Origin of the sequence: Salinivibrio sp. ML290 (genome assembly GCF_001995695.1) — a bacterium.
GTDB classification, from domain to species: domain Bacteria; phylum Pseudomonadota; class Gammaproteobacteria; order Enterobacterales; family Vibrionaceae; genus Salinivibrio; species Salinivibrio siamensis.
This window is the reverse complement of sequence record NZ_MUEY01000013.1, coordinates 79,083-103,986: the sequence shown is the minus strand read 5'-3', so window position 1 is coordinate 103,986 and position 24,904 is coordinate 79,083. Positions and strand designations below refer to the sequence as shown.

Sequence of the window (24,904 nt, the reverse complement as noted above, 5' to 3'; positions counted from 1 at the left end):
TCTCAGCAGCCAAAGCAGCTTCGGTGATCTGTTTAATCAACGGCGTTAGCAGTCCATCTTTCCCGTTGAGGTCTTGTCCAGATTGCAGTGCCTTAGCAAAAGCTTGAATATCAATTTCGTATTTGTCGGACATTGATGTATCACTCCCTGTTGAGGGTTAACTATAGGAGTGACACAGACTTTTGAACACTACCGCTGCTTGCCTGACCCAGGCAAGCAGCCCAAAGTGCGGCTATTCCGTGCGAATATGTCGAATAGCGCCACTGAGCGAGTCAACATTCTCTTTCAAGTTAGAGACAATCGGGCCTAATTGCTCAATTGCCTCATTCATATCACTCGACAAGTTCTTTATATTCGATAAGTTGCCAGAAATTTCGTCACTGACAGACAGCTGCTCTTCGGTCGCTGAGGCAATCGAGGTATTGAGGCGATGTATTTCTATTGCCGACTCTTTGATTGTCCCCAAGGCGTCATTCGCCGTGGTCATATTCTCACGCGTGGATGAGATCTTTTCAGCATTAATACGAATAGTTTGTGTCGACTGCTCGGCTTTACCTTGCAGACCACCGATCATTTCCTCTATTTCGCCAGCCGACTTTTGCGTGCGCTGTGCGAGTGATCTAACTTCATCCGCCACCACCGCAAAGCCGCGGCCTTGGTCACCTGCACGTGCCGCCTCGATAGCCGCATTCAGGGCCAACAAGTTTGTTTGCTCAGCGATGTCTTTAATCACGTCCAAAACATTACCAACATTGGTCGACTCATCAGCTAATTCTTGAATGACTTCCGAGGTTTTCTTGAACTCCGTTTCCAAGCTACCGAATTCTAGCATTGTTTTGTCAAACACCTCTTTACTCGAACCAGTTTCTTGCTCGGTATTGCCCGCATATTTTTCCGCCATCGACGTATTTTCCGCGACCGTTGATAATGCAGAGGTCATTTCTTCCATCGCGGTCGCAGCCATTTCCAATTCCTGATTCTGCTGGCTCGACACCTTAGCGTTTTTATCCGTGATGTTCACCAAGCTATCTGTGATCTGGGAAATCATATGGTTAACAGTATTGATTTTTTCAATGGTCGACGAATAGCTAGTGATAACTTTATTTACCGTGCTACCAATCGTGCCAATTTCATTATTTTTGCTATCATCAACACGCAACGTTAGATCTGAGTTGTCATCAACGCTTTTAAGGGTAGATGCCATTCTATCAATGGGGTTAACAACATTACGCTTGGTGACCACATAACCCAGTACAGCAATCACAACCACAACGGCCAACGAAATATTGCCAATGAGAACGGTTTTTTTTCACGCTAGCCGCCGCCTGATTAAATTGCGCATTGGTTCGTGTTTCCAATGCCACAAAAAAACGCTCGATAGGCTTCATGATCTTTGCTTTTTCTTGGTGATATTGCGGGCTGTGTAACAAGTCGATCGCCATTTGCCTATCTGGCTCGCCACGAACGGTATAATTACCGCTACTGTCCGGATAAAGCCCTTTGACCGCATTCATGGCTTTCACTTCCATATTCACCAAACCATCAGAGTTAGCCTGAGCTTTTTTAAGAAGATCAAACTCTTTCTCCGTAAAGCCAAGCGCCTGCATACGCTGGTTTAACGCGATCTTCTCTCCATCAGGTTTTGGCTTTTGCCCATAATCTAAGACTAAATCCCAATAAATGGTGTGATAATCTTCAGGGCGAGGTTTCTCTCCGTTGCGAATAGCGAGGATATCCATGTACATCTTTTCGTACTTTTCATCTCCCGTCACCACATACGTTCTACCCAAACGGGTTAAATCATCAGAGCTCTGCCTTAATTCATCGGCCGTTTGGTACGATTCATATCGCACCTGAGCCATTTCATCGACTTTATTCATCAGGCCGTTGAGTTGAATAATAGTTATAAAACTAACGACAATCCCTGCCCCAATAATAAAGAACACTAACTTCATGGTGTTATTGATGTTCATATCCAACTCCTGCCACTCAACAACAGACAACATCGACCAAAATGCCACTACCGTTTGATCGTAGAATAGATTCTCGCCATCAATTAAAAAAAGCTGGACAGGAAAAGTCTCGATATCAATTAGTTTTTGATTACTCGATAAAAATAAACGCAACGATTAATGTAGGGCCATAAAGTTAAGTGGCTCAGAGATACATTAAACTAGTCATTTCAATGAAAAAGCCAGACAGGCAGCATCGCCAATGGCACCACCGACGTTAACGTTCACGTAGGTCGACAAGCGCCAGTATGATGTCAACCATCTATTAGCCAAGCCGACTGCGCCCGTTGGCAATGTGCCCTTCTCCAACATAGTGCTGGGGCTTGTGTCACCGTCGCTGCCTATGCGGCAGTGAACTCAGATTCGGATAACGCCGATAACTCGGACTCTTTCTAAGCTGCCTGTGCGTAGGTCAGACAAGCGCCAGTGCAATGTCAGCCATCTATTATCCAAGCGGACTACGCGCCTCCGACATCGGCGCCAACGATTAACCTCGATCGTGACAGGCGCCCGTTAGCAATGTCCCCTATCCAACATAGTGCTGGGGCTTGTGTCACCTACGCTGCCTGTGCGGCAGTGAACTCGTTTTTAGGGTGACGCTTTCCGCATCCTGTTTTCTAAGCTGCCTGTGCGTAGGTCGGACAAGCGCCAGTTAAATGTCAGCCATCTATTACCCAAGCGGACTGCGCGCCTCCGACATCGGCGCCAACGATTAACCTCGATCGTGACAGGCGCCCGTTGGCAATGTCCCCTATCCAACATAGTGCTGGGGCTTGTGTCACCTACGCTGCCTGTGCGGCGGTGAACCATGTCGCGGCGAGCATCGCCCAGAATAGCGCTTTCTAAGCTGCCTGTGCGGCAGTGAACTGGGCTTTCGCCTTTTTCCTGCGGGGGCAGCATTTCTAAGCTGCCTGTGCGGCAGTGAACTGAGTATTTCACGTCTCGCGAGCTGATGTGGATTTCTAAGCTGCCTGTGCGGCAGTGAACTATAGAATAACGTAACAATCGTCAGGTACAACAGGCTGTTAGGATAAAAATCGTCTTTTACCCTTGTTAAAAAGCACCTGCTGTAACTGACTGTATTTTCTGTTTATTTTTAAAGAGCAAAAATAAAGGGTAAAAATACCCTTTTTCGTTCAATTTAAAAATGCGGAACGGTAGCCAATGCTGATTGCCCATTCGCTTTGCTACTCAAACCATAGCAATCAAAGCTCCCATCTTGTGATGTACTTTGCTGCTGCATCTGAATAAACAGCGGGAACTTGCTGTTTTTGCCGGGTGAACGCTGCTTAGTTTGCTGGCTATGTAGGTAGATAAACGGCAAAAGGCATGATTCTGTTGGCTTGCTTTGTTCGAGCTCGGCTAGGCATTCCGAAAGCGATTGACCAGATTTTTCAGCCCAGAGTGCCGCTTTTTGTTGCATATCTCGCTCTATCCGTTCAGGTGATTTCACCTGCTTGCGCACAAAACTTACGTAAGTCACATCGTTTGGTACGGGTTTTGCCCCTTTAATATGTACATAGTCTTCAAGCCGAGTTAACCAGCGGTGGATATCCAGCTTTTCAAGTGTCGCTTGTTCTTTAGCAAACAGGCGCAGTTTACTGCCGAGTGGAAACTTCGCTTGACGATAATCAGGAAAGCCCACGGCAATGAGCGATTGGTTACTCGCCACTTTGTGATCCACCAGAGCTATATGGACTTGTTGAAAGACTTTTTGCCACAGAAAGCCTACTGAGATGTCGGCATCTGGTAATAAAGTGATCTCTTGGTAGTAGTTCATCAGTACCACCTATTTTTCACTTTTGCCAAAAACTCCACCACGCACTAATACTGCCATGACATAGTGTTCATCTTCTTCACGAGATAAGCTTTCACCGCGTGCCCACTTATCGAAGAAGGTATAAAAATCCTGCTTGTCTTTCGGGGTACGGAATGCTTTACCTAAGTTGGTGACGGCACCATAAGGTTCAATGGCAATGGCTCCTGCACTTTGCTCCTCAGATGCGTAATCTGGATACCAGGTATCAATTGTTCGCAGGGCGTTACCAATTTTTTGTGAGTGCATCGCAGCATGCTGATTAACTGCATACAGGATTTTATGTTTCTTGGTTGTGCTGTTGCCTTTATCGAGTACTAACTCTTCACTGGGGTACACTTCTTGCGCTTTACCGACTTTGGCATAGCAGTCAATTTGCAGCATCAAATGTTCAGACTCACTGGCTAAAGCTATAGCAATACGTTCTGCCAAGCTATCAATATCCTGAGCATTATGATCAAAATGACGTGTACTAAATTGTTTCGCATCAAAAGTCCAAGTTTGCTCCGCTCCTTTGTTAATCGCCTTAATTTGTACTTCAATGTCTTCTGCACCAACTCGGTTTCGCCATAGAAAACGTGCATTGGCAAGGTTGGTGGCATAGCGTTTCGCCAACTCAAAACAGCCATATTTGGCAATGTACTGCGAAACCGCAGCACCATAACTATGTTTGAACAGCGTATTGTTACATGCCGAAGGTTGGGCAAGCCCCCCTAATACTTTGAGTGTAAAATGTAGCTTCAAAGTATCGTGATCCTGCCCCAACGCACAGGCATCCACTCGCTGCAAATTTGGACTTTCAACTTTTGCATCGAGTTTAGCTGGATCTTTTGTGAAATCGCCCGCATCTTTCTTATTAAAGCGATTAGAAATCGTGCCACGTACCGATTTTTCTTGCGGGGATAATGGTGTTGCTTGCTCTTTGGTTTCCCACTGGCATCCAAAGAGGTAACCATCCGATGGGACAAGTTTTTTTTCAAATGCGAGAACTGAGGCGGTATCGTTATTTTTAGCCATGAGATTGTTCCTTATTGATGTTCGTTGATAGCGTTAACTGGCTGACAAAGGTAAAGATCTTTTCCTAAATCGGGGTGGTATTGCCAAAGGATGTCATCGAGATGTTCGATTTTGTGCACCATGACAAATTCGCCCAGTGTGACCACACTTTCGGCAAAGCGATGCGGCACTGATGGATCGCGCTGATTCTTTGCCTCTCCTAATTGCGATATGCCCTGAAATCCGGTGGCAACGGGCACAATCCAACCACTCGTCTTACGCTGGCTATGCCAAACAACACTTTGATCTTCAAGCTGTTCACAATGGTGATGTACGGTGAGGTAATCGAGCAGCGCATCTATGGCATCATTGCCTTGCTGCATGGCGTCTATCATTAAATCTCGGCGTTCAATCAGCACATAACCGGGCATTAATTGGCGTAGGGCTTGGGCTGTATCATCTTCCGTAATCAAAGATTTAACTGAGGGCTTCCCAAAGGAAAGAGCGTCACCTCCTGCCACTTTCATCGTCGCGATCACTGCTTGCAATTGCTGGGTAAAGTCTGGCTGCTGAACTTGCTCCTCATTGCCACTCCACTCAATGACAAGGGACACATCTAAATGACAGCGTGCTTCTTCGATAAATGATGGTCTAACAGCATAACCATCAGGTTTATCTTTCTCCGCCTTGGGCTCTAAAGGGTTTCCCGTACCGATAATCGAATAGACATAGTCACCCTCGCCTTTATGAGTCTGTACATCACAGTGGTGGCTCACCACCGCAGCACTATGCAACATGAGCTCGGATAAACCTACTTGGTTCAGTTTACGCTCTAAGGCATGCACAAAGCCTAACCATGCCGTCATAGCCGGAAAGCCGATAGTAAAGGGGCTTGAAAGTGCATTGGCGTTGTGAATTTTTAAATGCGGTAAAATCAATACGTTCATCGCAAGTTCTCCTTATTACTGGCAACCACCTTTTCTATCGCCAGCAGCTCTTGGTCTGACAATGTGAGGGGATTAGCGATTACTTTGCTGTGGCTGTAATGGTTGATTAAGCCACGGGCAATGTGGCGAATGATCTTATCAAGCCACTCATCCTCTTGCTGACGCTGCTCAGCAAACTGTGGATAGAGCCAGGTTTTTTGCTCCAAAGGCAACGCACTCGATAATTCACCGGAATACTCTTCAAAAAATAGGCGCACTTGCCACATTTTTTCTATCACCAAATCAACGTATTGCTGAATGCGGTAGTCGCGCCCATCACGGAGGTTGATGTTGTTGTAGTCGGTGAGAAAGAGTCGATGCAAAGATTCAAGCACCTCTTTGGCTTGCCAAGCGCTAAAGGTCTCTTTGAAAAAATCCGTTCTCGGCAGCCGGATATTGTGATGAGTTAACTCCGGCGGTTTGGAAGATAATAAATAGTAAGTTTGATGTTTGTTGTTTAAGCCAGAAATGTTCTTGGGATGATCACCGCCATGCTTTGTTACAGTAAGATCAGAGAGCGTTTTGTAACCCAATTCATGATAATCATTGCTCTGTCTTGCTTTCTTCCCAGAATACGCTTGAGGTGAACGACTGGTTAACCAATCGATTTTGGCTTTCATATTAAAAACTAAACCCGCAGGAGTTAAAAGAGAGAGCTGATGATACTGTTCATAATCTATAGGAAAATAAACCTGCTTTACAAACCGGTCAGTTTTTAAAGATTGCGAATAAATACAATCAGAAAAAATATTTAAAATATTTTCAAAAAACAACTCACTAAGTCCGAATGTTTCAGAAAGCAATGTCAAATTAGGACTCTTTAGGTGCTCTAGAATAGAAATGCCATTTATTTTCAAAGAAAGGAACTTGTAAACCTTTAATTGAGTAGCATTGATGTGTAGATCAAATAATGCCTCTGCATTACCACTTCGAAGATAACCGTCTTGAGATTTTTTAAAATCCGTAGAATAAACTCTCGGATACTTACAAGAAGGATGACTCATTTTAGAAGGATGACTAATCACAGTGCCATGCTTGCTGCCTTCTGCGATCTTTTTGATTACATCGGCTACAGACTCGGTTTCAAAATTAGCTATTTCATCATGAGCCATACCATCTTTAAATAAGAAATATGCTTCTAACCTTTCAGCGAAAAACCTTTCTGAAAGCTCAATTAAAACTACTGCCTCCTCACTAGAAACATCAAGTAAGCTCCACAGCTCATCCAGTTTTGGATGACTAATCTCACACATAAATTTAAAAGTATTCTCGTATTTGAATGTTGTCGCTCCTTCATTAATAGAACTAATCATCAACAAACAGGCATCACACTCAGGAATCGACTTAGGCAAATAACTCTGCGGGCTAAGCCTCAACACCGCATCCAGGACCTTAAAATAGTCAGGTTTTTCTTTACCTTTATTGTCAGTTTTTTTAAAGGCTAAATCCGGTCTATTTTTTATCAACCTGTCTAGACTTTGTTTTACTTCACACTTTTCTTTTTCCATTATTTGACCTTAACCAATCCTAGTTGGTCGTTGTAGCTGTATTGCTGGTTACTTTCACGGTAGATAAAACTGATTTCGCCATAGCGCACTGACGTGGCAAACTCCTGCTCAGGACTTGGGCTGTATAAACGGACTAACTCACTGTAATCACGCTGTAGCCAAAGTTTTTGTTGTTGCTTTGGTGTCAGTGGCAGGTGTTCAATATTCAAGGTGCGTTCAATCGGGTGTAAGCCGCCCGGTTCTTCACGCAAACAAAACTCGATGCTGCGCTCTTTTTTAACTAAGTAGATTTGAACTGTCGGTTCACTTTTACGAAAGCGTTTGAAGTGTTGCGGCAGTGCGGTCAGCCACCAGTAGCCGTGAATATGACCGTGCAGATGCTCATACCAACATGACTGCGGCGATCTACTCCGACGATTACGGTTGTATCTATCCTGACGACTGTTATTGGCTTGCTGTGGTTTGCCAATTTGATCGATGCCAAGGGTTTTCGCTGTGGCAAAGTGCTCTAAATCCGCTAAGTTGTTGCGCGGTTCGAGCACTGCTCGCTTTTGAATACGGACAGCGGCATTGACCGCATGCAACAGCGACTTTTTATCCACTAACTCAGATAAATCATGAGTGGCAAGTTGAGTGGCACTGTCTGTTTCATAGCCGGGATGATTAAATACTCGCTCAGTGCCTCCCTTGAAGCCTTTGACGTTGTATTGCAACAAACCAATATTGGGCTCCTGAATCTCACCATCACGATGTCTACGTACTCGGCCTGCCATTTGAATAATCGAACGAAAAGATGAGGGTTCAATCACCGTCCAATCAAAGTCATGATCACGCCCTACTTCTTCAACTGGGGTGGCAACCAAAATAAAAATCAGGTTTTTCGCTTGGCAAGTCGTTAGATGATCACGAATAACGGGATGAGCAAACGCAATGGGTAATTCTTCCGGTTTCTCTTTACGTTTGAGTACTTCATCCAAATGCTTTTCTTGCGCATGGCGCAGCAACATCACCTGCTGGCTGTGATAAGCCATGCAGCGCACTTCGGTATCGGCAGGCCACTCACAGCTAAGTAGATATTGGGTTAATTCGACGCAAGGTTGAATATTGGCAACCCGAACCACACCGAACGACACCCTTGTTTGGCTTTCTGGTTCTAACGTGTTGTTATGCCGGTGTTTAGCCAAAACCGCTTGCTTGACTATCTCGAAATACTGTTCCTCCAGCGGTTGATCATTTTGTTCAGTACATGGAATAATATCGGCTTTTCTCCTCGCAGCCTGCCGTTTTAGCTTATCCACACGTTTAGCAACAAAGCGTTGTTGGAATGCCTCATAGACAGCCAAATCAGCATCATCACAGCCCACCATCTGAACATCAGCGCTAAATTCATCGACATAAACACAATTAACAGTGCTGACTCGATCACGGCTGGCAGCAAAGACTTTCCATCCTTGACGATAGGCATTGTATAAACCAAGGGCTAAATCCGGCGGTATGGTGGCAGAGGAAATCATCACTTTGCGCCCCAGCATGCCTGCCAAATGTACTAATCGGCCAATCGCAATCAGATCATCGCCGGTGAAATCGTCAATTTCATCAATCACCAAGTCGGATGACATTAAACGTAAACAAGGCAAAATATAACGGCCACCGCGTTTGGTTTCGGTTGCGGCCATAATGTGATCGATGGTGCATACCAGTACTGGGGCATACAGAAGCTTTCGATCTTTTTCTTTGGTTAAAACGGTCGTGAGCTCTTCTTCAGGTAGCACACCTCGCCAATCTAGAACATCGTTTTCATCTTGAAGACTTTCCAAAGACTCAGAGCCAGCATCCGCTTGTTCAGGTTCAATGTCGTCTTTTTCAACTTTCTTGCCCGATTGATGCAACTCCGAAATGGCTTTAGAGCCAATCAGCACTGCTAAATCGTTCTCTTGCAGTTTGAGTCTTTCTTTGTATTCGTCGCCGGTTTGCAAAGTGAGTGTGCGAAGGCCAAGTGCCAAGATAAATCGCAAGCTTTCACCCTCTTCAGATAACGCCTGCATAATTTTGGCGTTGGCGATGGTTTTACCACAACCAGTACTGGCCATGTTCACCACAAAATAACCTTGGCTTTTATCTTCCGTATGTTCACGCCACTCCTTGATTTTGCGTACCGCTTTGTCTTGCCAACGGAATGCTTTAGGCGTGTTGGCCTTAGGTTCCAGCTCGCTGAGCTCGGTGGCTTTTAGCGGCTCGGTTTCAAAAAACGGCAGTAACTTCACTGTGTTCATCGCGACTTTAGCAACATTCACTAAGTGCTCATCCAGCTTTTGTTTACGCGCTTTAGTGGCGGGATTGGTGTTAGCATACAGCTCTATCGATGTCTTCCATTGATGATCATTAGGTTGTGAAGAGTAATAGTGGTCACCTAGCATCAGACACAACCTTGCATGGTGTAGAATCCCTCGCCAACTGCCATCATTCATTGCCTGTTCGAGTAAAGGCAGGTGATGTAATAAGTCTTTCGCTCGACGCTTTAGCTCAGCGAGCCAAATCGAGGAATTAGAGAGCAGACCTAACGGAAATTCAAAACATTTCGGCAGCAGCGAGTTGTATTCATCAAAGCGGTTTTCATAACCCCATGCAGGGGTAATTCTAGCCAACAATTCCTCTAAAGAAGCGTTACCTACTTCTCGCTGGTTATTACATAACGCGTCTTCTTTTGGCAAAGGTAATCGGTGATGAGAAACAATCAACCAAGCAATTAACGCTGCTGCTGTCGGTAATTCAGAAAGTGCTTTTTTCTTTCTAATCCATTGATTTTAATACAATATTCATCAACACCTTGATTGATAAGAGTCGCCAACCAAGCCTCATCTTGAGATTGGTGTATTGGATTAGCGACAAATTGATGGAATAGAAGACAAGATACCCACTCATGACGTAGCGGGTCACCTTTATGCTTAGTTTTAGTTTCTGGATTTAACTTTTCCTGAAAAAGTAAAGAGGCTTTACCCCAATCGTGCAGCAAAGCGGCCATGCTCGCGAGTGATTTAATCAGTGGTAAATATTTCCAGTCACTTTCATAGTCACTGTTAAGCAAATCTTTCTCTGTACTATTAACAGGCACATATCCCTCTGCATTAAATTTATTTTTATTTCCCACCACCCATAGCAACTGGCTGCGTGAGCGAGAACGAACCCAATGACAACTGACCGCGGTGCTGCGGCTGGCGGTTTTGCTCAGCATTTTTCGCACCGTATTTAAGCCATCTTCGGTGATCAGTGTTTGCCAGGTGTTATCACCAATTCGGTTGGCAAAGGCATCAAGCACGCGGCGGGTTTTCTTCAGTGCCTTTTTCTCGCACTGAGAAATAAAAGTCACCATCATCGTTGCGGCTCCGTCATCTCATCGTCGGAATCATCTTGCAGTGCAATGGCTTTGATGGTGTTGAACATAAAGTCCATCGCTTTGTGTTCAATAAAGGCTTGCAGAACTTGCTGGCGAAACTCTTGTTCGGTGGCGTTTTCTTTGGCGCATATAAACGCCCAAGGCAGCACGATGGCATCTTTGATTAAGTCCGCGGCATCAAACACCAGCGCGCCGCGACGGGTTTTGCCATGCATCACCGCAAATCCGTGCGGGATCCCAAGCACCCATAAACAACTCGCCGCCAAGCCATAAGCTAGGTAGTTGCCATGATTTAAAAAGCGGTTGGCGAGATCGTCCGCCTCATGCTGGCGTTTAAAACCGTTTTTTTGAGTACGGTTCGCCGCGTGTTTGTAGAGCGCTTTGGTGAGCTGCGCTTCGGTAAGCAATAAATCCGCCGGCTTGCTGGCTTTGTCAGTTCGCGCCACAAAGGTATCGAGTGCGCCGGCCAATTCGGCCACATCAAACCCTTCAAGCTTGAGCTCACGGCTCGCTTGCCAGACCTGCTTTAAGTAACTCAGGCGTGCCAGCTGAAAAGTTCGCGCAGCATCCAATCGCTTTTGATCATCAAACCAAAATGACAACCACCCTTGTAGATATTCAGTAGGTCGATACTCGCTTTGCGGTGTAAACCACTCAACCTCAGTTGCCATATGCAGTGGTGTACCGCCACCTCCGCAGAAGCCAACCAGCACGCCCGCTTGCGAGAGCATACGCATCGCCGCTTGAGTGATTGATGTGCCAGTCCCGAGCAACAACACCGTGGTATTGGCAATGGGGATATTAAAGTAGAGGTTTTCGCGTTTCGCCTCCGCCAAGTACAACACACGCCCATCTTTTTGCATCACACGGCAATGCTCGAGGTAGTACATATTGGCGCGTTTAGAATAAAGGATGGTTTTAAGATCCGAGGGCGAGAGATCGTCCATGGGTGTCCCTTTCGTGATTATCCCGAGTGACAAAGCAGATCACTCACAAGCGCAAGAAAGGTAACAAAAATAGCAATGCATGCCCGTGAAACAAGGCACAGTTTAGGGTTTGAAGGAAGATCGCATTCTGCTGTCTGTGCGATTGTTATGCGAACCAGATAACACTAATCAGCCAAGATTGCTCGAGATTACTCGGTATGATAAGTGGATTTTGACCCACAAAAACCTATCATATATGATAAAAAGAAGTAAAAGATGAACTGGAACATTGTTTTTTACCCAGGCGTGGAAGAGAGCATTCTCAACATGCCTCCTAAGATTCAAGCGCGAATGCTCAAGCTGCTTGAACTAATAGAAAAACATGGCGCAAACTTAGGTCCTCCTCACACACAATCAATAGGTAACGGCCTGTTTGAAATTCGCGCCAAAGCAAAAGAAGGGATCGGACGCAGTCTATTCTGCTATTTAGACGGCCCCAACATCTATGTCCTTCATGCATTTGTGAAGAAAAGCCAAAAGACACCAAAGAACGACTTAGCATTGGCAACAGGGCGTATGAAAGAGGTGAAAAGTGAATAGCCTACAAGCACTAAAAGCGAAAGCATTGCAAAACCCAGACGTGAAACAAGCATACGATGAATTGACGCCTGAGTTTGAGTTGATCGATATGTTACTCAGTATGCGTAAGCAGGCCGGGCTAACTCAACAGCAGGTTGCAGAACGTATGGGGACGAAAGAAGGCAATATTTCTCGACTTGAAAAAGGGAAAGGTAATCCAACCCTTAAAACCCTGCTTAGCTATGCAAAAGCATGCAATTGCAAGCTTAACTTTGGCTATAAACATGCGTCAAATTGACGTGTATGGTCATTGCTAGTCATACGCTTTTGTCGATATTGAACCATCCCCTCCCTACTTCCTCGATGCCACGACCCACCAACAATGAACTGGCATCAAAAAAAGCAACTATTTCAGTATCTAAGCTGCCTGTGCGTAGGTCGGCATAAGCGCCAACTCGATCGTACAAGCTTGGTGTGATTTACGCCGCGCGTCATCCGACATCGGCGCCAACGATTAACCTCGATCGTGACAGGCGTCCGTTGGCAATTCCCCTATCCAACATAGTGTTGGGGCTTGTGTCACCTACGCTGCCTGTGCGGCAGTGAACATTCTGCTTTGTTCGCTGCTTTCCATGTTTATTTTCTAAGCTGCCTGTGCGGCAGTGAACAAACGGCACATGGCCAAGTCTGAGCGCGATGATTTCTAAGCTACCTGTGCGGCAGTGAACAGACCTTTGTATGTCATAATCCAGACCAGTGTTTTCTAAGCTGCCTGTGCGGCAGTGAACCGAGTCATTGACGCCGGAAATGGCCACGCCAATTTCTAAGCTGCCTATGCGGCAGTGAACGGTTATCATCTTATAGAGTTCCGGTTGCGATGTTTCTAAGCTGCCTATGCGGCAGTGAACGCATATACGCCAACACCGGCAACACCTGCTGATTTCTAAGCTGCCTATGCGGCAGTGAACGTCAGAGAATTCAAGTGTGGTATCCATAGTCTTTTCTAAGCTGCCTATGCGGCAGTGAACTATGGGTCAACATAAGAGCAACCATATTTTGTTTTCTAAGCTGCCTATGCGGCAGTGAACGCTACAAAGTGATGCAGCGGCGATTCGTGACATTTCTAAGCTGCCTATGCGGCAGTGAACCGTGCAAGTGCGTGTTGGTCAGGTTCGGGCTTTTTCTAAGCTGCCTATGCGGCAGTGAACCACTCGAGCTAACGCCGAAAAACAACGGGCTATTTCTAAGCTGCCTATGCGGCAGTGAACATAATAATCATCAATATCATCAGTCGCCCGTATTTCTAAGCTGCCTATGCGGCAGTGAACACATCAAGACGCTTTCCACCATCACGCCGATGTTTCTAAGCTGCCTATGCGGCAGTGAACAACAGGCGCAATGGACTATGCGCCGCTTGAGTTTTCTAAGCTGCCTATGCGGCAGTGAACAATAGAATAACTTAATAATCGTCAGTGACAACAGGCTGTTAGGATAAAAATGGCCTTTTACCCTTGTTAAAAAGGGGATTCCGTAACTATCTGTATTTATTGTTTATTTTTAAATAGCCAAAAAATAAGGGTAAGAAGGCGCCGATTTAGCGCCCGGTTTGGCTGGATCATGAACCGATGGTGAAGTCCTCGTGCAGGGCTTTCCAATGATCACGTAGCATCGCTTTGTGCTCCGTTAACATCGGTAATTGCTTAAGTTGATTTGGCCACATATTTCGCGCCAGGTTGATCGTATCCAATAGGTGCGGTTTGATCATTTGCCACGGCACACCCACATCTTGCGACCAGCGTTCGAAATGGCTCAAACCAATATCATACCAACGCTTGCTTTTCGCCATTTTCAACGCAATGTTGTCATATTCAATATAAGGCTGCGTAAAGACCACATCATAAAGCGGTGCTAGACGCGGCAACATGCGATCGGGGTAACAGATCGTCCAATTTTTTAAGTGCGCATCGCCGTTCCCGAGCAAGATATTAATCAGCAGCCTGCGTGCCATTTGCTGTATGTCTTCTCGCCCATTAGCGCTCTCGCGATATAACACTTTTCCCAACTGCTCATAGTTCACTTTTTGATATTTATCTGAAGGATATAAGCCAAATACCTGTGCAAAATCCTCTGCATGTATTCGGCCGTCGGGTCCGCGATCAAAGCGTTGTATACCATACGCAAGAGGCTCGTTTGGCAGCTGAATATTGGGTAAACCCTCTAACTCAGCCACATTAATCAAACGTCTTTCGGGAACCACGGCGCCGGCCTGCGCAGCGAGCGTCATACATGTGAACTCGTTGAGAGGCACCCCTTTATGCACGGTTGAGGGCGTTTTTATGATCCATGAGTCTTCATTGGCGTCGTGATCAATATGGTATCGCCCATCACGGTGCGATGAAGAAAACTTCATTTGTACGCCGGCTAATGAGAATTTGCTATCAGCATGCTTAACATCAATCTGCTGCGGCGCGGTTGAAAGCCTTTGCGCCAATGCCCAACGCGGTAACTCGCCCGCTTTAATTGGCGTCGCCACAATAGCACCGGGCAGGTTTTTACCCATGTATGCCAGTATCGCGAATTCATTGTTTGTGTGACACTGTAATGCCTTTGACACGACATCTCGTAATGCGCCTTCAGGGAGCAAGTTGGAGAGCACTGGCGGCAGTTTGTCAGTGCGAATTTGTGGTGTGCGTAAGTATTGCGGATCGCGACGTTGCCTCAACGAAAAGGTTAAACGCTCATGCTGAGAGGTGGCGATAAACGCTGGGTTGAACGTGAGAATATTCTTCCCACCCGCGTAGTGGGTGACAATCGCTACGTCAACGCCATGCAGTTGAATGTTTAGTCCCTCAACCTTTTCACTGGTTTTGGTCATCGCTGTGCTCCGCCCCTAACCAAAAGTCGAGATCGTCGTTATCATCATCTTTATAACGATCGAGGTGTACCGGCTCATCGACCGTCTGAGACGTTTTGGGCGTAAGCGTTAATGTCAGGTCGAGCCCTTCGAGCACACGCAGCAAGGTCGATAGCCGGACATCACTCCCCGCCTCTACTCGCTGGTACTGCTGTTGTTTCATGCCAATACGCATGTACATGTCAGACTGCTCTAGTCCAAGTGACTTGCGACGCGCTTGCAATGCACGCGCGATATCTTTTAGTGACACCATCACACCCTCAAACAACTTTAATGTTGTACTACAGCCTATATACAACATATTAGTTGTCATTTAAGGAATTACAACATATTCATTGTTTAATAAGTCACAACATCAAGACTAGCATGGTGCATTTACATCGTTTGATATAAGCGCCAATCGAGCCAGGCGCCCGTTGACAGTTTTTATCTATCCAACACCGTACCGGCGCTTGTGTCACCTACGCTGCCTATGCGTAGGTCGGACAAGCGCCAGTGCAATGTCAGCCATCTATTACCCAAGCGGACTGCGCGCCTCCGACATCGGCGCCAACGATTAACCTCGATCGTGACAGGCGCCCGTTGGCAATGTCCCCTATCCAACATAGTGTTGGGGCTTGTGTCACCTACGCTGCCTGTGCGTAGGTCGGACAAGCGCCAGTGCAATGTCAGTCATCTATTACCCAAGCGGACTGCGCGCCTCCGACATTAAGGCCAACGATTAACCTCGATCGTGACAGGCGCCCGTTGGCAATTCGTACATATCCAACACCGTGCCGGGGCTTGTGTCACCTACGCTGCCTGTGCGGCAGTGAACACGTGATGCGGATAGCGCATCAAATTGCGATATTTCTAAGCTGCCTGTGCGGCAGTGAACTGAACACATCAAAACAGAAACGGTGCTCGAATTTTCTAAGCTGCCTGTGCGGCAGTGAACTTGAGTACCGCCGCGCTGACCATAGCGTTATATTTCTAAGCTGCCTGTGCGGCAGTGAACGTGAGCCTCAGCGGGTGGAGCGTGAGCCTGACTTTCTAAGCTGCCTGTGCGGCAGTGAACAATAGAATAACTTAATAATCGTCAGTGACAACAGGCCGTTAGGATAAAAATGGCCTTTTACCCTTGTTTAAAATGGCCTTTCTTAACTAGCTGTATTTATTGTTTATTTTTAAATATCCAAAAAATAAGGGTCATAAGGGATTTAGGCATCCCCACTTATTGATCCGCGTTGCTCAACGTATACGTAATTATTAGTCCAATGCGAGGAGGAGACTATGCGACTGACTGAACCTGGTGACGTAGACCGGATCATTGAAATGGCGTGGGAAGATAGGACCCCGTTTGAGGCGATTGAAGCACTCTATGGGCTACGCCAAGATGATGTGATTGCTTTAATGCGACGTGAATTAAAACCGCGTAGTTTCAAAGTATGGCGTGCGCGTACACGTGGTCGCAAAACCAAGCACACAGCCCTGCGTTCCAGGAGCGTGATGCGTAGCCATTGTAAGACACAATACAAGCTTAAAGCCGCCAAAAAGTGACCATATTGACAATAAGTAACAGCATCACCGCATCAGAATATGGGTGAATACAGTCTCTACGCGGTGTTAAACCAAAGTGACAGCCAATTTGTCACTTTCTTGTAACACTCACCTACCCCATCTCAAGCTCAACAGGTCCGTACTATAATCTTTATTTTCAATAATTTACCAAGTTAAACACCGACTAATCCAACCGGTTATCCACAGTTTCTGTTGATAGTAAATGCGGAACGATAAACTTAATTTTTACTTTATTATCAGAACTTTAAACACAAAAAACGGTTTTTTATAGAAAATTCTTGACGGCTGGGCGGATAAAGGTGCAATCCATACGGTTAATCGAGCCAACGGCGTGCTACTTCCATCAATAACTTATCTTTAAAAGGGTGAGCCAATAATGTCACGCCATAAGGTGTGTTTTGATGCTCAAATAACGGGATAGTGAGCTGGGGTAAGCCACATACATCCGCCAGCGCCATGAGTCGTCGCTGGGATAAATTAAACGCATCACCGTCTGATGCATCCGCATCACGAGGTAAAATGGCGCCCGGTGTGGATGGGATCAGTAATACTTTATCGCTTGGCCACATGGCACAAACGGTATCTCTCAACTGCTTGCGGGTTTTCTTCGCCTGATAATGCGCTTTGTAGTCGACAGCTTGTAAGCGGTCTAAATACTGTTGCGTTGAGGTGGGCAAATCAAGCTTGGCCTGTTTCAACCATGCGCCGTACATCAACAGAAATTCTTGGCTGGCAATTGACACCTGCGCATTTTCAAGCCGCGACAGCACCAGTTTGTTCATGGTCAACGTCGACTCTTGCGGTAAGCTTAAATGCTCAAGATGCTGATAAACCTGCGCCATCGCTTCATCGCTGTAGAATAACGCAAAAACCGCCTCGGCGATGACCACGCCTTGGATATTCGTCACGGCGGAGGACGGCTTGGCCACCAGCTCTTGGAACTGACTTAGCGGGCCAAGCGCCGCGCTGCACACACCCACATTATCAAAGGTTTCTGCGACAGAGATGATCCCCTGGGTATCGATAAGGCTTGGCGTGGGACGATATCCAAACAGTCCACAGTGTGCAGCAGGGATCCGTACGCCGCCAAATGCATCGTTACCAATGCCCAAATCCGCCAGCTTTTTTGCCACCGCCACCGCGATACCTGCGTTTGCCCCTCCGACGCGGTATTGGCGAAAGTGAGGATTGCGAAGCTCCGCATAAAACGGATTAAAACCGGTAATACTGAAGCCTAAAGGATCCATTTGCAGCTGCCCAATCAAGCTGGCGCCCTGGGCCATCATGGTTTTGACAACCGCAGCGTCTTGGCTGGCGGCGGTGCGTCCCTCAGACCATGAGGGGATCCCGATACCAGCGACATGTTCCTCAACAGACACCGAGTGGGACACTGCCAGTTTATAACGCCGAAACACCCCATTTAGGCTGTCTTGACGTGGTGGATCGAACGGGTGCGCAAACATCGCTTGATCGAGCATGTACACAGGCCTCATCAGTCACGCTTATTACTTATTGATCAGTGTAATACATGTGCGTGAAATCAGACGCTATTTCACGGTTTTCCGCTCTGATATCTTGAGCGTGTCCACTCGCGGTCTGCGATCTCGCTATCGATTTCCGTGCGAGGCAATGATTAAAGCGGTGTGAGATGCGTGCCTAGTCACGATACTGTTTATAAGTTTACCGCGGTTAAACCTGGTACTTGTCGACAGGATTGTTCAAAAGCGCTGAGTTTGGGCGCCAAGTCAGCACTAACGAAGGTGTGTTCGAGTATTTGTACCTTACGTGCCAACTGCCAACTATCCACCGACGCCCCCTGCCCGTAAGGAATGGCATAAACATGAAAGTGCTGACGCTGTGCTACGTAATCCAAGTTTGGTGGCACACGAAGCGGCTGATAGCCCTGATTAAGGTAGATATAAAACTCGCCCATACAATTCGCGACCACATATGACCCCTGCTCACTGCGTAAGGCCAAGTAAGGCCGTGCGGTCTCTGCATATTGATTGATGTGCCACTGATTCGCGTCAGGGGTAAGCTGAATCATAGGGGCAACGGGTATCGCTGGTGCAGGCGCCGCCTGAGGCTGAGGCTCATTATTCGCTTGCGTGGGCTGAGACTCTGAGGGCGCTGGGTCGATAATACGTACACGTTGTGCGGTCTGGTCCTGATCTTGCCCCCAAAAGTGGTCAACCCATTGCTGCCATTGGCCCAATGGGCTTATCAGCAGCGCCATCATGGCCCAAGACACAAGCACCCAGCGCCAAGATAAACCAGGTTTGGCTGGCTTTAATGTCACTGGTGTCGCTTTGCGAGTGAGATCAGTTTCCAATTGCTCTGCGCGCGATAGCGCTTCTTTTAACTCACGGTTCACCTGTACCAGGTCTTTTTTACGTTGGTCCTGCTCGCGCTGTAACGCGTGATACTGAGATTCCAATGAGTGATGCTGTCGCTCAAGCTTTTGGTATTGCTCGCGCCATTGGCGATTATCAAATTCGAGTTTGGCAATTTTGGCTGTCAAGTGTGCGGGGATTTGAGTATTGGCTTGGCGAGACTTCAATGTTCGATTTTCTTGTTGTAGCGCCGCCAGTTCTTTTTGTAGATGCGCAATTTGGCTACGCAATGCTGCCTGACTGGCACCACTTAGCGGCTGACCCAGCGCACTGCCCTCGCCTTTACCTGACTTAACCGCTTGATAGGCTTCACTGACCAGCTGCATTAGCCCCGTACTGCCTCCTTTATCTGGATGTACGCGGCTAGAAAGTCGCTTATAGCGCTGTTTTATTTGCTCGGCATTGTCGCCAGCGTTCACGCCTAAAAGTTCGTTCCACGTGGTCATGCTGCTGCTCGTTATCCTACTCGTTGCCTGTCCAGATTAGCCAATTTATCGGCCAATGTGGGAAAAAATTAACCCCTTTCATCTTGTTTTCAAGTTAACAAACTCGGCGAAGGCATGCGTCGACATCTCTGTTGTTAGAAAGAAATACTAAAAGTTTGTGTTTTTTGCCATTAAGAAAGAATTATTCCCCATTCACTGATTTTTGCATTGCATTCATATTTCTGTGATCTATCATACTTTCCGTCATGACGACGTTCCGATGAAGACAGCAGGAGAGAGGTGGCTGACGCCATCCGCCGAAGAAGTAAATCTTTCAGGCACTTAATTGTATGGACTGCTGTTGGAGGAGACTCTGGAGAGACCCGTTAGTTCGGGCGCCGAAGGAGCAAGCTTGTTTTCAAGTGAAACTCTCAGGCAAAAGGACAGAGGAGATACCCACCCCAATATGTAGCACTTTTGTTAATATTAGTGTGGTCTATCTCCTCCTTTGATGTTTAAAGGGGGAATGAATGCCATTTTTTTCGCAACTACCAGATATACAAACACTTCTAGCCACCATTGACGACTGGATATGGGGGCCACCGCTTCTTTTGCTACTCACCGGTACGGGGCTCTTTTTTACAGTACGGTTAGGGCTACTCCAACTCCGTCGCCTGCCGTTTGCGCTCAAGCAAATCTTTAAGCCGTCGAACGCCAAAACCCAAGGGGATGTTTCAGGGTTTGCGGCACTGTGTACAGCCTTATCCGCAACCATAGGTACCGGAAATATCATCGGCGTGGCCACCGCCATTTCTCTTGGGGGCCCAGGGGCACTGTTTTGGATGTGGCTCGCCGCCTTTTTGGGCATGGCGACTAAGTACGCCGAGTGTCTACTCGCGGTGAAATACCGTGAGGTCGACCATAAAGGCAACATGCTTGGTGGCCCCATGATGTACCTTTCTAAAGGTGCCGGTAAACCCATTCTCGCAAAGCTCTTTGCTTTATTTGGACTGGGAGTGGCATGCTTTGGCATAGGCACCTTCCCACAAGTGAACGCGATTAGCAGCGCGGCGACCCACCTATTTAATATCCCAACAGCCGTTGTCGCAGCTCTGTTAACCGTGCTCGTCGCCTCAGTTACCTTGGGTGGCGTCAAATCCATTTCCGCCGTCGCCGCCAAAATTGTGCCTGTTATGGCAGTGCTTTATGTAAGCGCGTGCTTATGGGTCCTCGTGGCAAACGCCGCACAACTACCACAAGCAGTCAGCCTGGTGTTTGAATCTGCTTTCAACGGCATGGCCGCAACTGGAGGCTTTGCGGGTGCCGGCATGATGCTTGCGATTCAATCGGGTATTGCACGTGGGGTATTCTCTAACGAATCAGGCCTCGGGAGTGCGCCCATCGCCGCGGCCGCAGCAAAAACGGACTCCTGTGTTGAGCAAGGCTTAGTATCAATGACTGGCACCTTTATCGATACGCTGGTGATTTGTACCATGACAGGACTGACCTTGATCCTAACGCAATCTTGGTCTGGGGAGCTCGCAGGCGCCGCCATGACCTCACATGCGTTTGCGGTAGGGATGGAAAGCAGTGTTGGTCCGGTGCTGGTCAACATTGGCCTATTGTTTTTTGCCTTCACCACCATTTTAGGTTGGCACTATTACGGCGAGCGCTGCGTCGCGTACCTGTTTGGCAAAAAAGCCATTTATATCTATAAGCTATTCTTTATCGGCTTAATTGCATCCGGTGCCTTTATTCAATTGAATACGATTTGGATACTGGCCGATATCGTCAACGGCTTAATGGCGATTCCTAACTTGATTGGTTTATTGCTGCTGCGCAAGGTGGTCATTGCGGAAACCCAAGCTTACTTTGCCACACTAGACAACCGGACTCGCGCAACCAATGTAACGAGCCAAGAAAACAACGCCGTTGTTGATGCACAGTGAAAGTGATTAGCGACTCGCTAAGAAGTTGAACAGCGGATAAAAAAGTCGACGCGTCGGCTTTTCTTTTCTGCTCATTGTTCGCGTTCACGCATTGCATCGCGTTTACGCATAAACGATTAGGCGTATTGACGCTGCGCTTCATCAATACCCAGTTTGCCTAAAATCGCACGCGGGTTGACAAAATTGCTCACGCTTACGTCGTGCTCGACTTTATCGCCCACGGCGACAAATTCGTAGTTTAGCGACTGTGTGGCTTGTTTATCCCACACCCCATCACCAAAATAAATGCGCCGCTCAAAATGGACACCGTAATCTTGTTTGGCACGGAACGCAGCCAATGCCATCACTTCGCTACGACTCATCGCATCTGAACACGAAGAAAAAACAATACCGTCAATATTAAAACCAGCGGCTTTAAGCTTCATCCGTGCGGTCTCTTCCCAGCCTCCTGTTGCTATCGCCAAGGCAACGGTCGGCATATGACGCATCTCATCAATAAATGCTACCGCACCTGGCAACGGCTTTAATCCGTGGTTAGCAATTGCGCTGGCCAGTTTATGCGTAAACACGCGCTTAATTTCTCGAAACAACATGATCTTTTCGCGCTGAAGATCATGACTATCAATCAGCTCTTCAATGATCCCCGCATCGGTGACATTGGTGTAGCCACCCCAATCATCCGGCACCGTTAAACCGGTGACTTCATAAACAGCTTGACTAAAACACTCGTGGTCCATTTGGCAGCTATCGACCAGCGTGCCATCCACGTCTAACATAAATAAATTTTTCACGCGCATTTCCTCAAACCCCGTTGCGTCCCACAAGCGACCGACTTGTGATTTGATCTGGCGCTTTGCCGTTCTTTGTCTTGGATCCCTAGCCAACACAACGGGCATTATAACATTATTTTTACATTTTGAACGACTATCGGCCGCTATCATACGCCCATGCTCACGCAGCGCAACTGACCACGCCACGTGCAGCGACATCAACAAAATTTTTGAACAAGTTTAACGAATCTGTACGCTGGTGTTCATTATGAAAGTCTCTAGACTACATCGAGTCAACAAAACAACCTCATGGGCAAAACGCCATAAACTGTAAGGAGAGACGCATGAAAGCGCTGGTACTGAAATCAAGTATTCTTGGCCCCTACTCAAGCTCAAACGCTGTGATTAACAGTGTGGTGGATGAGCTGTCTCCAGACACGCTGATTGAGCGCGATCTTGCTTCTACCCCATTGCCGGTTCTCACTGGGGACAATGTGGGCGGCCTACGCGGTACAGGTGAACTCACTGATGCCCAGCAGCACGTGCAGCAAGCCTCAGATCAGTTGATTGAAGAAATTCAGCAAAGCGATACCCTAGTGATTGCTGCGCCTATGTACAACTTCACTATCCCCGTGCAACTCAAAGCTTGGATTGATCTCGTTGCCCGTGCGGGGGTGACTTTCCGTTACACTGAAAATGGTCCCGAAGGTCTACTGAAAGGCAAGCGTGCCATTGTGGTCACCACACGCGGTGGGATGCACAAAGGGGGCACGACCGACCATATCACGGGTTACATGCAGACCGTACTTGGCTTTATTGGGATCACCGACGTCGAGTTTGTTTACGCCGAGGGGCTGGCAATGGGCGAAGACACTGCAAGCCAAGCCATTGATGAGGCCAAGCAAACACTGAAACGCTTAGCGTCTTAGCGGCGGATAACGCATGCTTTTGGGTGTTCGCGCGACGTGAACGAACCGACCTTTCCACCTGCCTTATCACGATAGCCTGCCTGCGTGCAGGCTCTCATTATCGATCTTCACTGCTGACTGCCTGTTTTTATACGCATCAGCGCTTCAATATTGCGCCGGTTAGCTCAGGATTGGTGATACGCGATGCCAGTGTTACCATACTGGTTTATCGCAGGATTTTGCGCCTGCTTTCTTATTGACCAAGTTGGATTCGATTGTGACAGACGCCGACCAGCCAAGCTTTTTTTTCTACGACTTTGAAACATTCGGCACCCATCCAGGTAAAGACAGGCCTTGCCAGTTTGCTGGCGTTCGTACCGACAGTGACTTTAATGTCATCGGTGAACCCTTAGTCCTGTACTGCCAACCACCCAATGACTACTTACCGGCTCCGGAAGCCTGTTTGGTCACCGGGATTACACCGCAGCTGGCACTGAAAAAAGGCTTATCCGAGCCGGAGTTCATCGCGCAGATCCATACAGCCTTCTCGCAACCCAATACCTGCATTGTCGGGTATAACAACGTGCGCTTTGATGATGAAGTCACGCGCTACACGCTGTACCGCAACTTTTTTGACCCATACGGCTGGAGTTGGCAAAACGGTAATTCGCGCTGGGATTTGCTCGATGTAATGCGCGCCTGCTACGCACTGCGTCCGGATGGTATTGAATGGCCCCACGATGACAACGGTAAACCTAGCTTTAAACTAGAAAACCTTTCTGTTGCCAATGGTATAGAACATAGCGACGCACACGATGCGATGGCGGATGTGCACGCGACCATAGAGCTGGCGAAAAAGGTCAAGGCAGCACAGCCACGGCTATTTGATTATTTGTTAAAACATCGGAATAAAAACAAAATCAAGCACCTGATCGATGTAGTGAATATGACACCTCTCGTGCATGTCTCTGGCATGTTCGGCACCGAGCGAGGCAACACCAGCTGGATTGTGCCCGTTGCTTGGCATCCTGATAACCCCAATGCCGTGATTACTGTGGATCTGGCCCGTGACCCGGCCCCTTTGTTTGAATTGGACGCTGATACGTTACGCGAGCGCCTGTATACCCCGCACCACGACCTCACGGAAGGACAGTTACCGGCACCACTTAAACTGGTGCATATCAATAAATGCCCCGTTCTCGCCGATGCAAAAACATTACGACCAGAGGATGCTGCCCGACTCGGTGTGGATCGCGAAGCGTGCTTACAACACCTAAAAGCATTGAAAGCCGCGCCAGAATTACGCGAAAAGCTCGTTGCCGTGTTTGCCGATGCCAAGCCTTTCAACGATCAGGACGTGGATACGGCCCTGTACGCGGGCTTTTTCTCGAAAAGCGACCGCAGTGCGATGGACATCATCCGTGCACGCGATCCTGAGAATCTTGCAGCCCTGGATCTCAGCGTTGATGACTGGCGCATCAAGCCGCTGTTATTCCGTTATCGCGCGCGCAATTACCCGTGGACACTCACCGAAGCCGAGCAGCAAAAATGGTTTATGCATCGACGTGATTACTTTGAAACACACCTTCCTGCTTATATGGATAACCTGCAGCATCTCGCTGAACAGCACCAAGCTGAGGAGGATAAAGTTCGCGTTTTAAAAGCGATTTACCACTATGTGGAATCACTGGTTGGCTAACACTGGCACGGTTGCTAAAGACGCATCGCGAATACACCGTCCGGTCAGTAAGGCGATCGACCATCACTC

Annotated in this window: 16 protein-coding genes, 3 pseudogenes, 2 CRISPR repeat arrays and 2 riboswitches; of the genes and pseudogenes, 6 read left to right on the top strand and 13 right to left on the bottom strand. The window is 47.5% G+C overall.

Translation table 11 applies throughout. The features are described from left to right. From BZG23_RS16940 to cas1f, 8 genes and pseudogenes are all read right to left on the bottom strand, one after another. A pseudogene (locus BZG23_RS16940) lies at window positions 1-133 on the bottom strand (IS256 family transposase); the annotation flags it as partial. A 99-nt stretch (window positions 134-232) separates the two neighbouring features. Beyond that, window positions 233-1,973: pseudogene (locus BZG23_RS12410) on the bottom strand (methyl-accepting chemotaxis protein). A gap of 1,180 nt (window positions 1,974-3,153) precedes the next feature. Beyond that, window positions 3,154-3,792: a type I-F CRISPR-associated endoribonuclease Cas6/Csy4 gene (gene cas6f / locus BZG23_RS12400; protein ID WP_077607105.1), complete on the bottom strand. Its 639-nt coding sequence runs from the start codon at window positions 3,790-3,792 to the stop codon at window positions 3,154-3,156. Between the two features lie 9 nt (window positions 3,793-3,801). Beyond that, window positions 3,802-4,845, bottom strand: a complete 1,044-nt coding sequence (gene csy3, locus BZG23_RS12395) for a type I-F CRISPR-associated protein Csy3 (RefSeq protein ID WP_077607104.1) — start codon at window positions 4,843-4,845, stop codon at window positions 3,802-3,804. Between the two features lie 11 nt (window positions 4,846-4,856). Next, on the bottom strand, window positions 4,857-5,771 hold the full coding sequence (gene csy2, locus BZG23_RS12390; protein WP_077607103.1) for a type I-F CRISPR-associated protein Csy2: 915 nt from the start codon (window positions 5,769-5,771) through the stop codon (window positions 4,857-4,859). Beyond that, on the bottom strand, window positions 5,768-7,318 hold the full coding sequence (locus tag BZG23_RS12385; protein ID WP_241837217.1) for a type I-F CRISPR-associated protein Csy1: 1,551 nt from the start codon (window positions 7,316-7,318) through the stop codon (window positions 5,768-5,770). Before BZG23_RS12385 ends, csy2 begins: the two co-directional genes overlap by 4 nt. After that, window positions 7,318-10,691: pseudogene (gene cas3f, locus BZG23_RS12380) on the bottom strand (type I-F CRISPR-associated helicase Cas3f). Before cas3f ends, BZG23_RS12385 begins: the two are co-directional and overlap by 1 nt. Continuing rightward, on the bottom strand, window positions 10,688-11,659 hold the full coding sequence (gene cas1f / locus BZG23_RS12375) for a type I-F CRISPR-associated endonuclease Cas1f (RefSeq protein WP_077607102.1): 972 nt from the start codon (window positions 11,657-11,659) through the stop codon (window positions 10,688-10,690). Before cas1f ends, cas3f begins: the two are co-directional and overlap by 4 nt. A 255-nt stretch (window positions 11,660-11,914) precedes the next feature. On the opposite strand from cas1f, the gene BZG23_RS12370 reads away from it, so the two are divergent. Further along, on the top strand, window positions 11,915-12,238 hold the full coding sequence (locus BZG23_RS12370) for a type II toxin-antitoxin system RelE/ParE family toxin (protein WP_077607101.1): 324 nt from the start codon (window positions 11,915-11,917) through the stop codon (window positions 12,236-12,238). After that, complete coding sequence (locus BZG23_RS12365; protein ID WP_025675165.1) at window positions 12,231-12,515, top strand: helix-turn-helix domain-containing protein; 285 nt, start codon at window positions 12,231-12,233, stop codon at window positions 12,513-12,515. The genes BZG23_RS12370 and BZG23_RS12365 overlap by 8 nt, the downstream gene beginning before the upstream one ends. A 282-nt stretch (window positions 12,516-12,797) precedes the next feature. Further along, window positions 12,798-13,665: a CRISPR direct-repeat array (repeat unit 28 nt; unit sequence TTTCTAAGCTGCCTATGCGGCAGTGAAC). Window positions 13,666-13,832: 167 nt separating this feature from the next. Here the strand turns inward: BZG23_RS12365 and BZG23_RS12360 are convergent. Together BZG23_RS12360 and BZG23_RS12355 are read right to left on the bottom strand one after the other, a co-directional pair. Beyond that, entirely contained in the window at window positions 13,833-15,092 is a 1,260-nt protein-coding gene (locus BZG23_RS12360; RefSeq protein ID WP_077607100.1) for a type II toxin-antitoxin system HipA family toxin, read from the bottom strand. Beyond that, window positions 15,076-15,384, bottom strand: a complete 309-nt coding sequence (locus BZG23_RS12355; protein ID WP_077607111.1) for a helix-turn-helix domain-containing protein — start codon at window positions 15,382-15,384, stop codon at window positions 15,076-15,078. Before BZG23_RS12355 ends, BZG23_RS12360 begins: the two co-directional genes overlap by 17 nt. 536 nt (window positions 15,385-15,920) lie before the next feature. Next, window positions 15,921-16,188: direct repeats of the CRISPR family, unit length 28 nt; unit sequence TTTCTAAGCTGCCTGTGCGGCAGTGAAC. Between the two features lie 215 nt (window positions 16,189-16,403). Between BZG23_RS12355 and BZG23_RS12350 the strand changes: the two genes are divergently transcribed. After that, window positions 16,404-16,670 carry a TIGR03643 family protein gene (locus tag BZG23_RS12350; RefSeq protein WP_077607099.1) on the top strand — a complete coding sequence of 89 codons (267 nt, stop codon included), beginning with the start codon at window positions 16,404-16,406 and terminating at the stop codon, window positions 16,668-16,670. 335 nt (window positions 16,671-17,005) lie between these two features. Here BZG23_RS12350 and BZG23_RS12345 read toward each other — a convergent pair whose 3' ends face one another. Beyond that, window positions 17,006-18,169, bottom strand: a complete 1,164-nt coding sequence (locus BZG23_RS12345; protein WP_158075447.1) for an amidase family protein — start codon at window positions 18,167-18,169, stop codon at window positions 17,006-17,008. A 194-nt stretch (window positions 18,170-18,363) separates the two neighbouring features. Then, entirely contained in the window at window positions 18,364-19,530 is a 1,167-nt protein-coding gene (locus BZG23_RS12340; RefSeq protein ID WP_077607098.1) for a J domain-containing protein, read from the bottom strand. A gap of 259 nt (window positions 19,531-19,789) precedes the next feature. Further along, window positions 19,790-19,877: riboswitch (glycine riboswitch) on the top strand. A 3-nt stretch (window positions 19,878-19,880) separates the two neighbouring features. Further along, window positions 19,881-19,958: riboswitch (glycine riboswitch) on the top strand. Between the two features lie 81 nt (window positions 19,959-20,039). Here BZG23_RS12340 and BZG23_RS12335 point away from each other — a divergent pair. Then, window positions 20,040-21,458 (top strand): alanine/glycine:cation symporter family protein, encoded by a 1,419-nt coding sequence (locus BZG23_RS12335; RefSeq protein ID WP_077577760.1) that lies wholly within the window; start codon window positions 20,040-20,042, stop codon window positions 21,456-21,458. A 116-nt stretch (window positions 21,459-21,574) separates the two neighbouring features. On the opposite strand, the gene BZG23_RS12330 is transcribed toward BZG23_RS12335, so the two are convergent. Then, entirely contained in the window at window positions 21,575-22,249 is a 675-nt protein-coding gene (locus BZG23_RS12330; protein ID WP_231637370.1) for an HAD family hydrolase, read from the bottom strand. 323 nt (window positions 22,250-22,572) lie between these two features. Here BZG23_RS12330 and BZG23_RS12325 point away from each other — a divergent pair, with 323 nt between their 5' ends. Both BZG23_RS12325 and sbcB read left to right on the top strand, forming a co-directional pair. After that, window positions 22,573-23,157 carry an FMN-dependent NADH-azoreductase gene (locus tag BZG23_RS12325; RefSeq protein ID WP_077607097.1) on the top strand — a complete coding sequence of 195 codons (585 nt, stop codon included), beginning with the start codon at window positions 22,573-22,575 and terminating at the stop codon, window positions 23,155-23,157. Window positions 23,158-23,413: 256 nt separating this feature from the next. Then, the gene (sbcB, locus tag BZG23_RS12320; protein ID WP_077607096.1) at window positions 23,414-24,835 is read left to right on the top strand and encodes an exodeoxyribonuclease I; all 1,422 of its coding nucleotides are present in this window, start codon (window positions 23,414-23,416) and stop codon (window positions 24,833-24,835) included. Window positions 24,836-24,904: the final 69 nt, after the last annotated feature.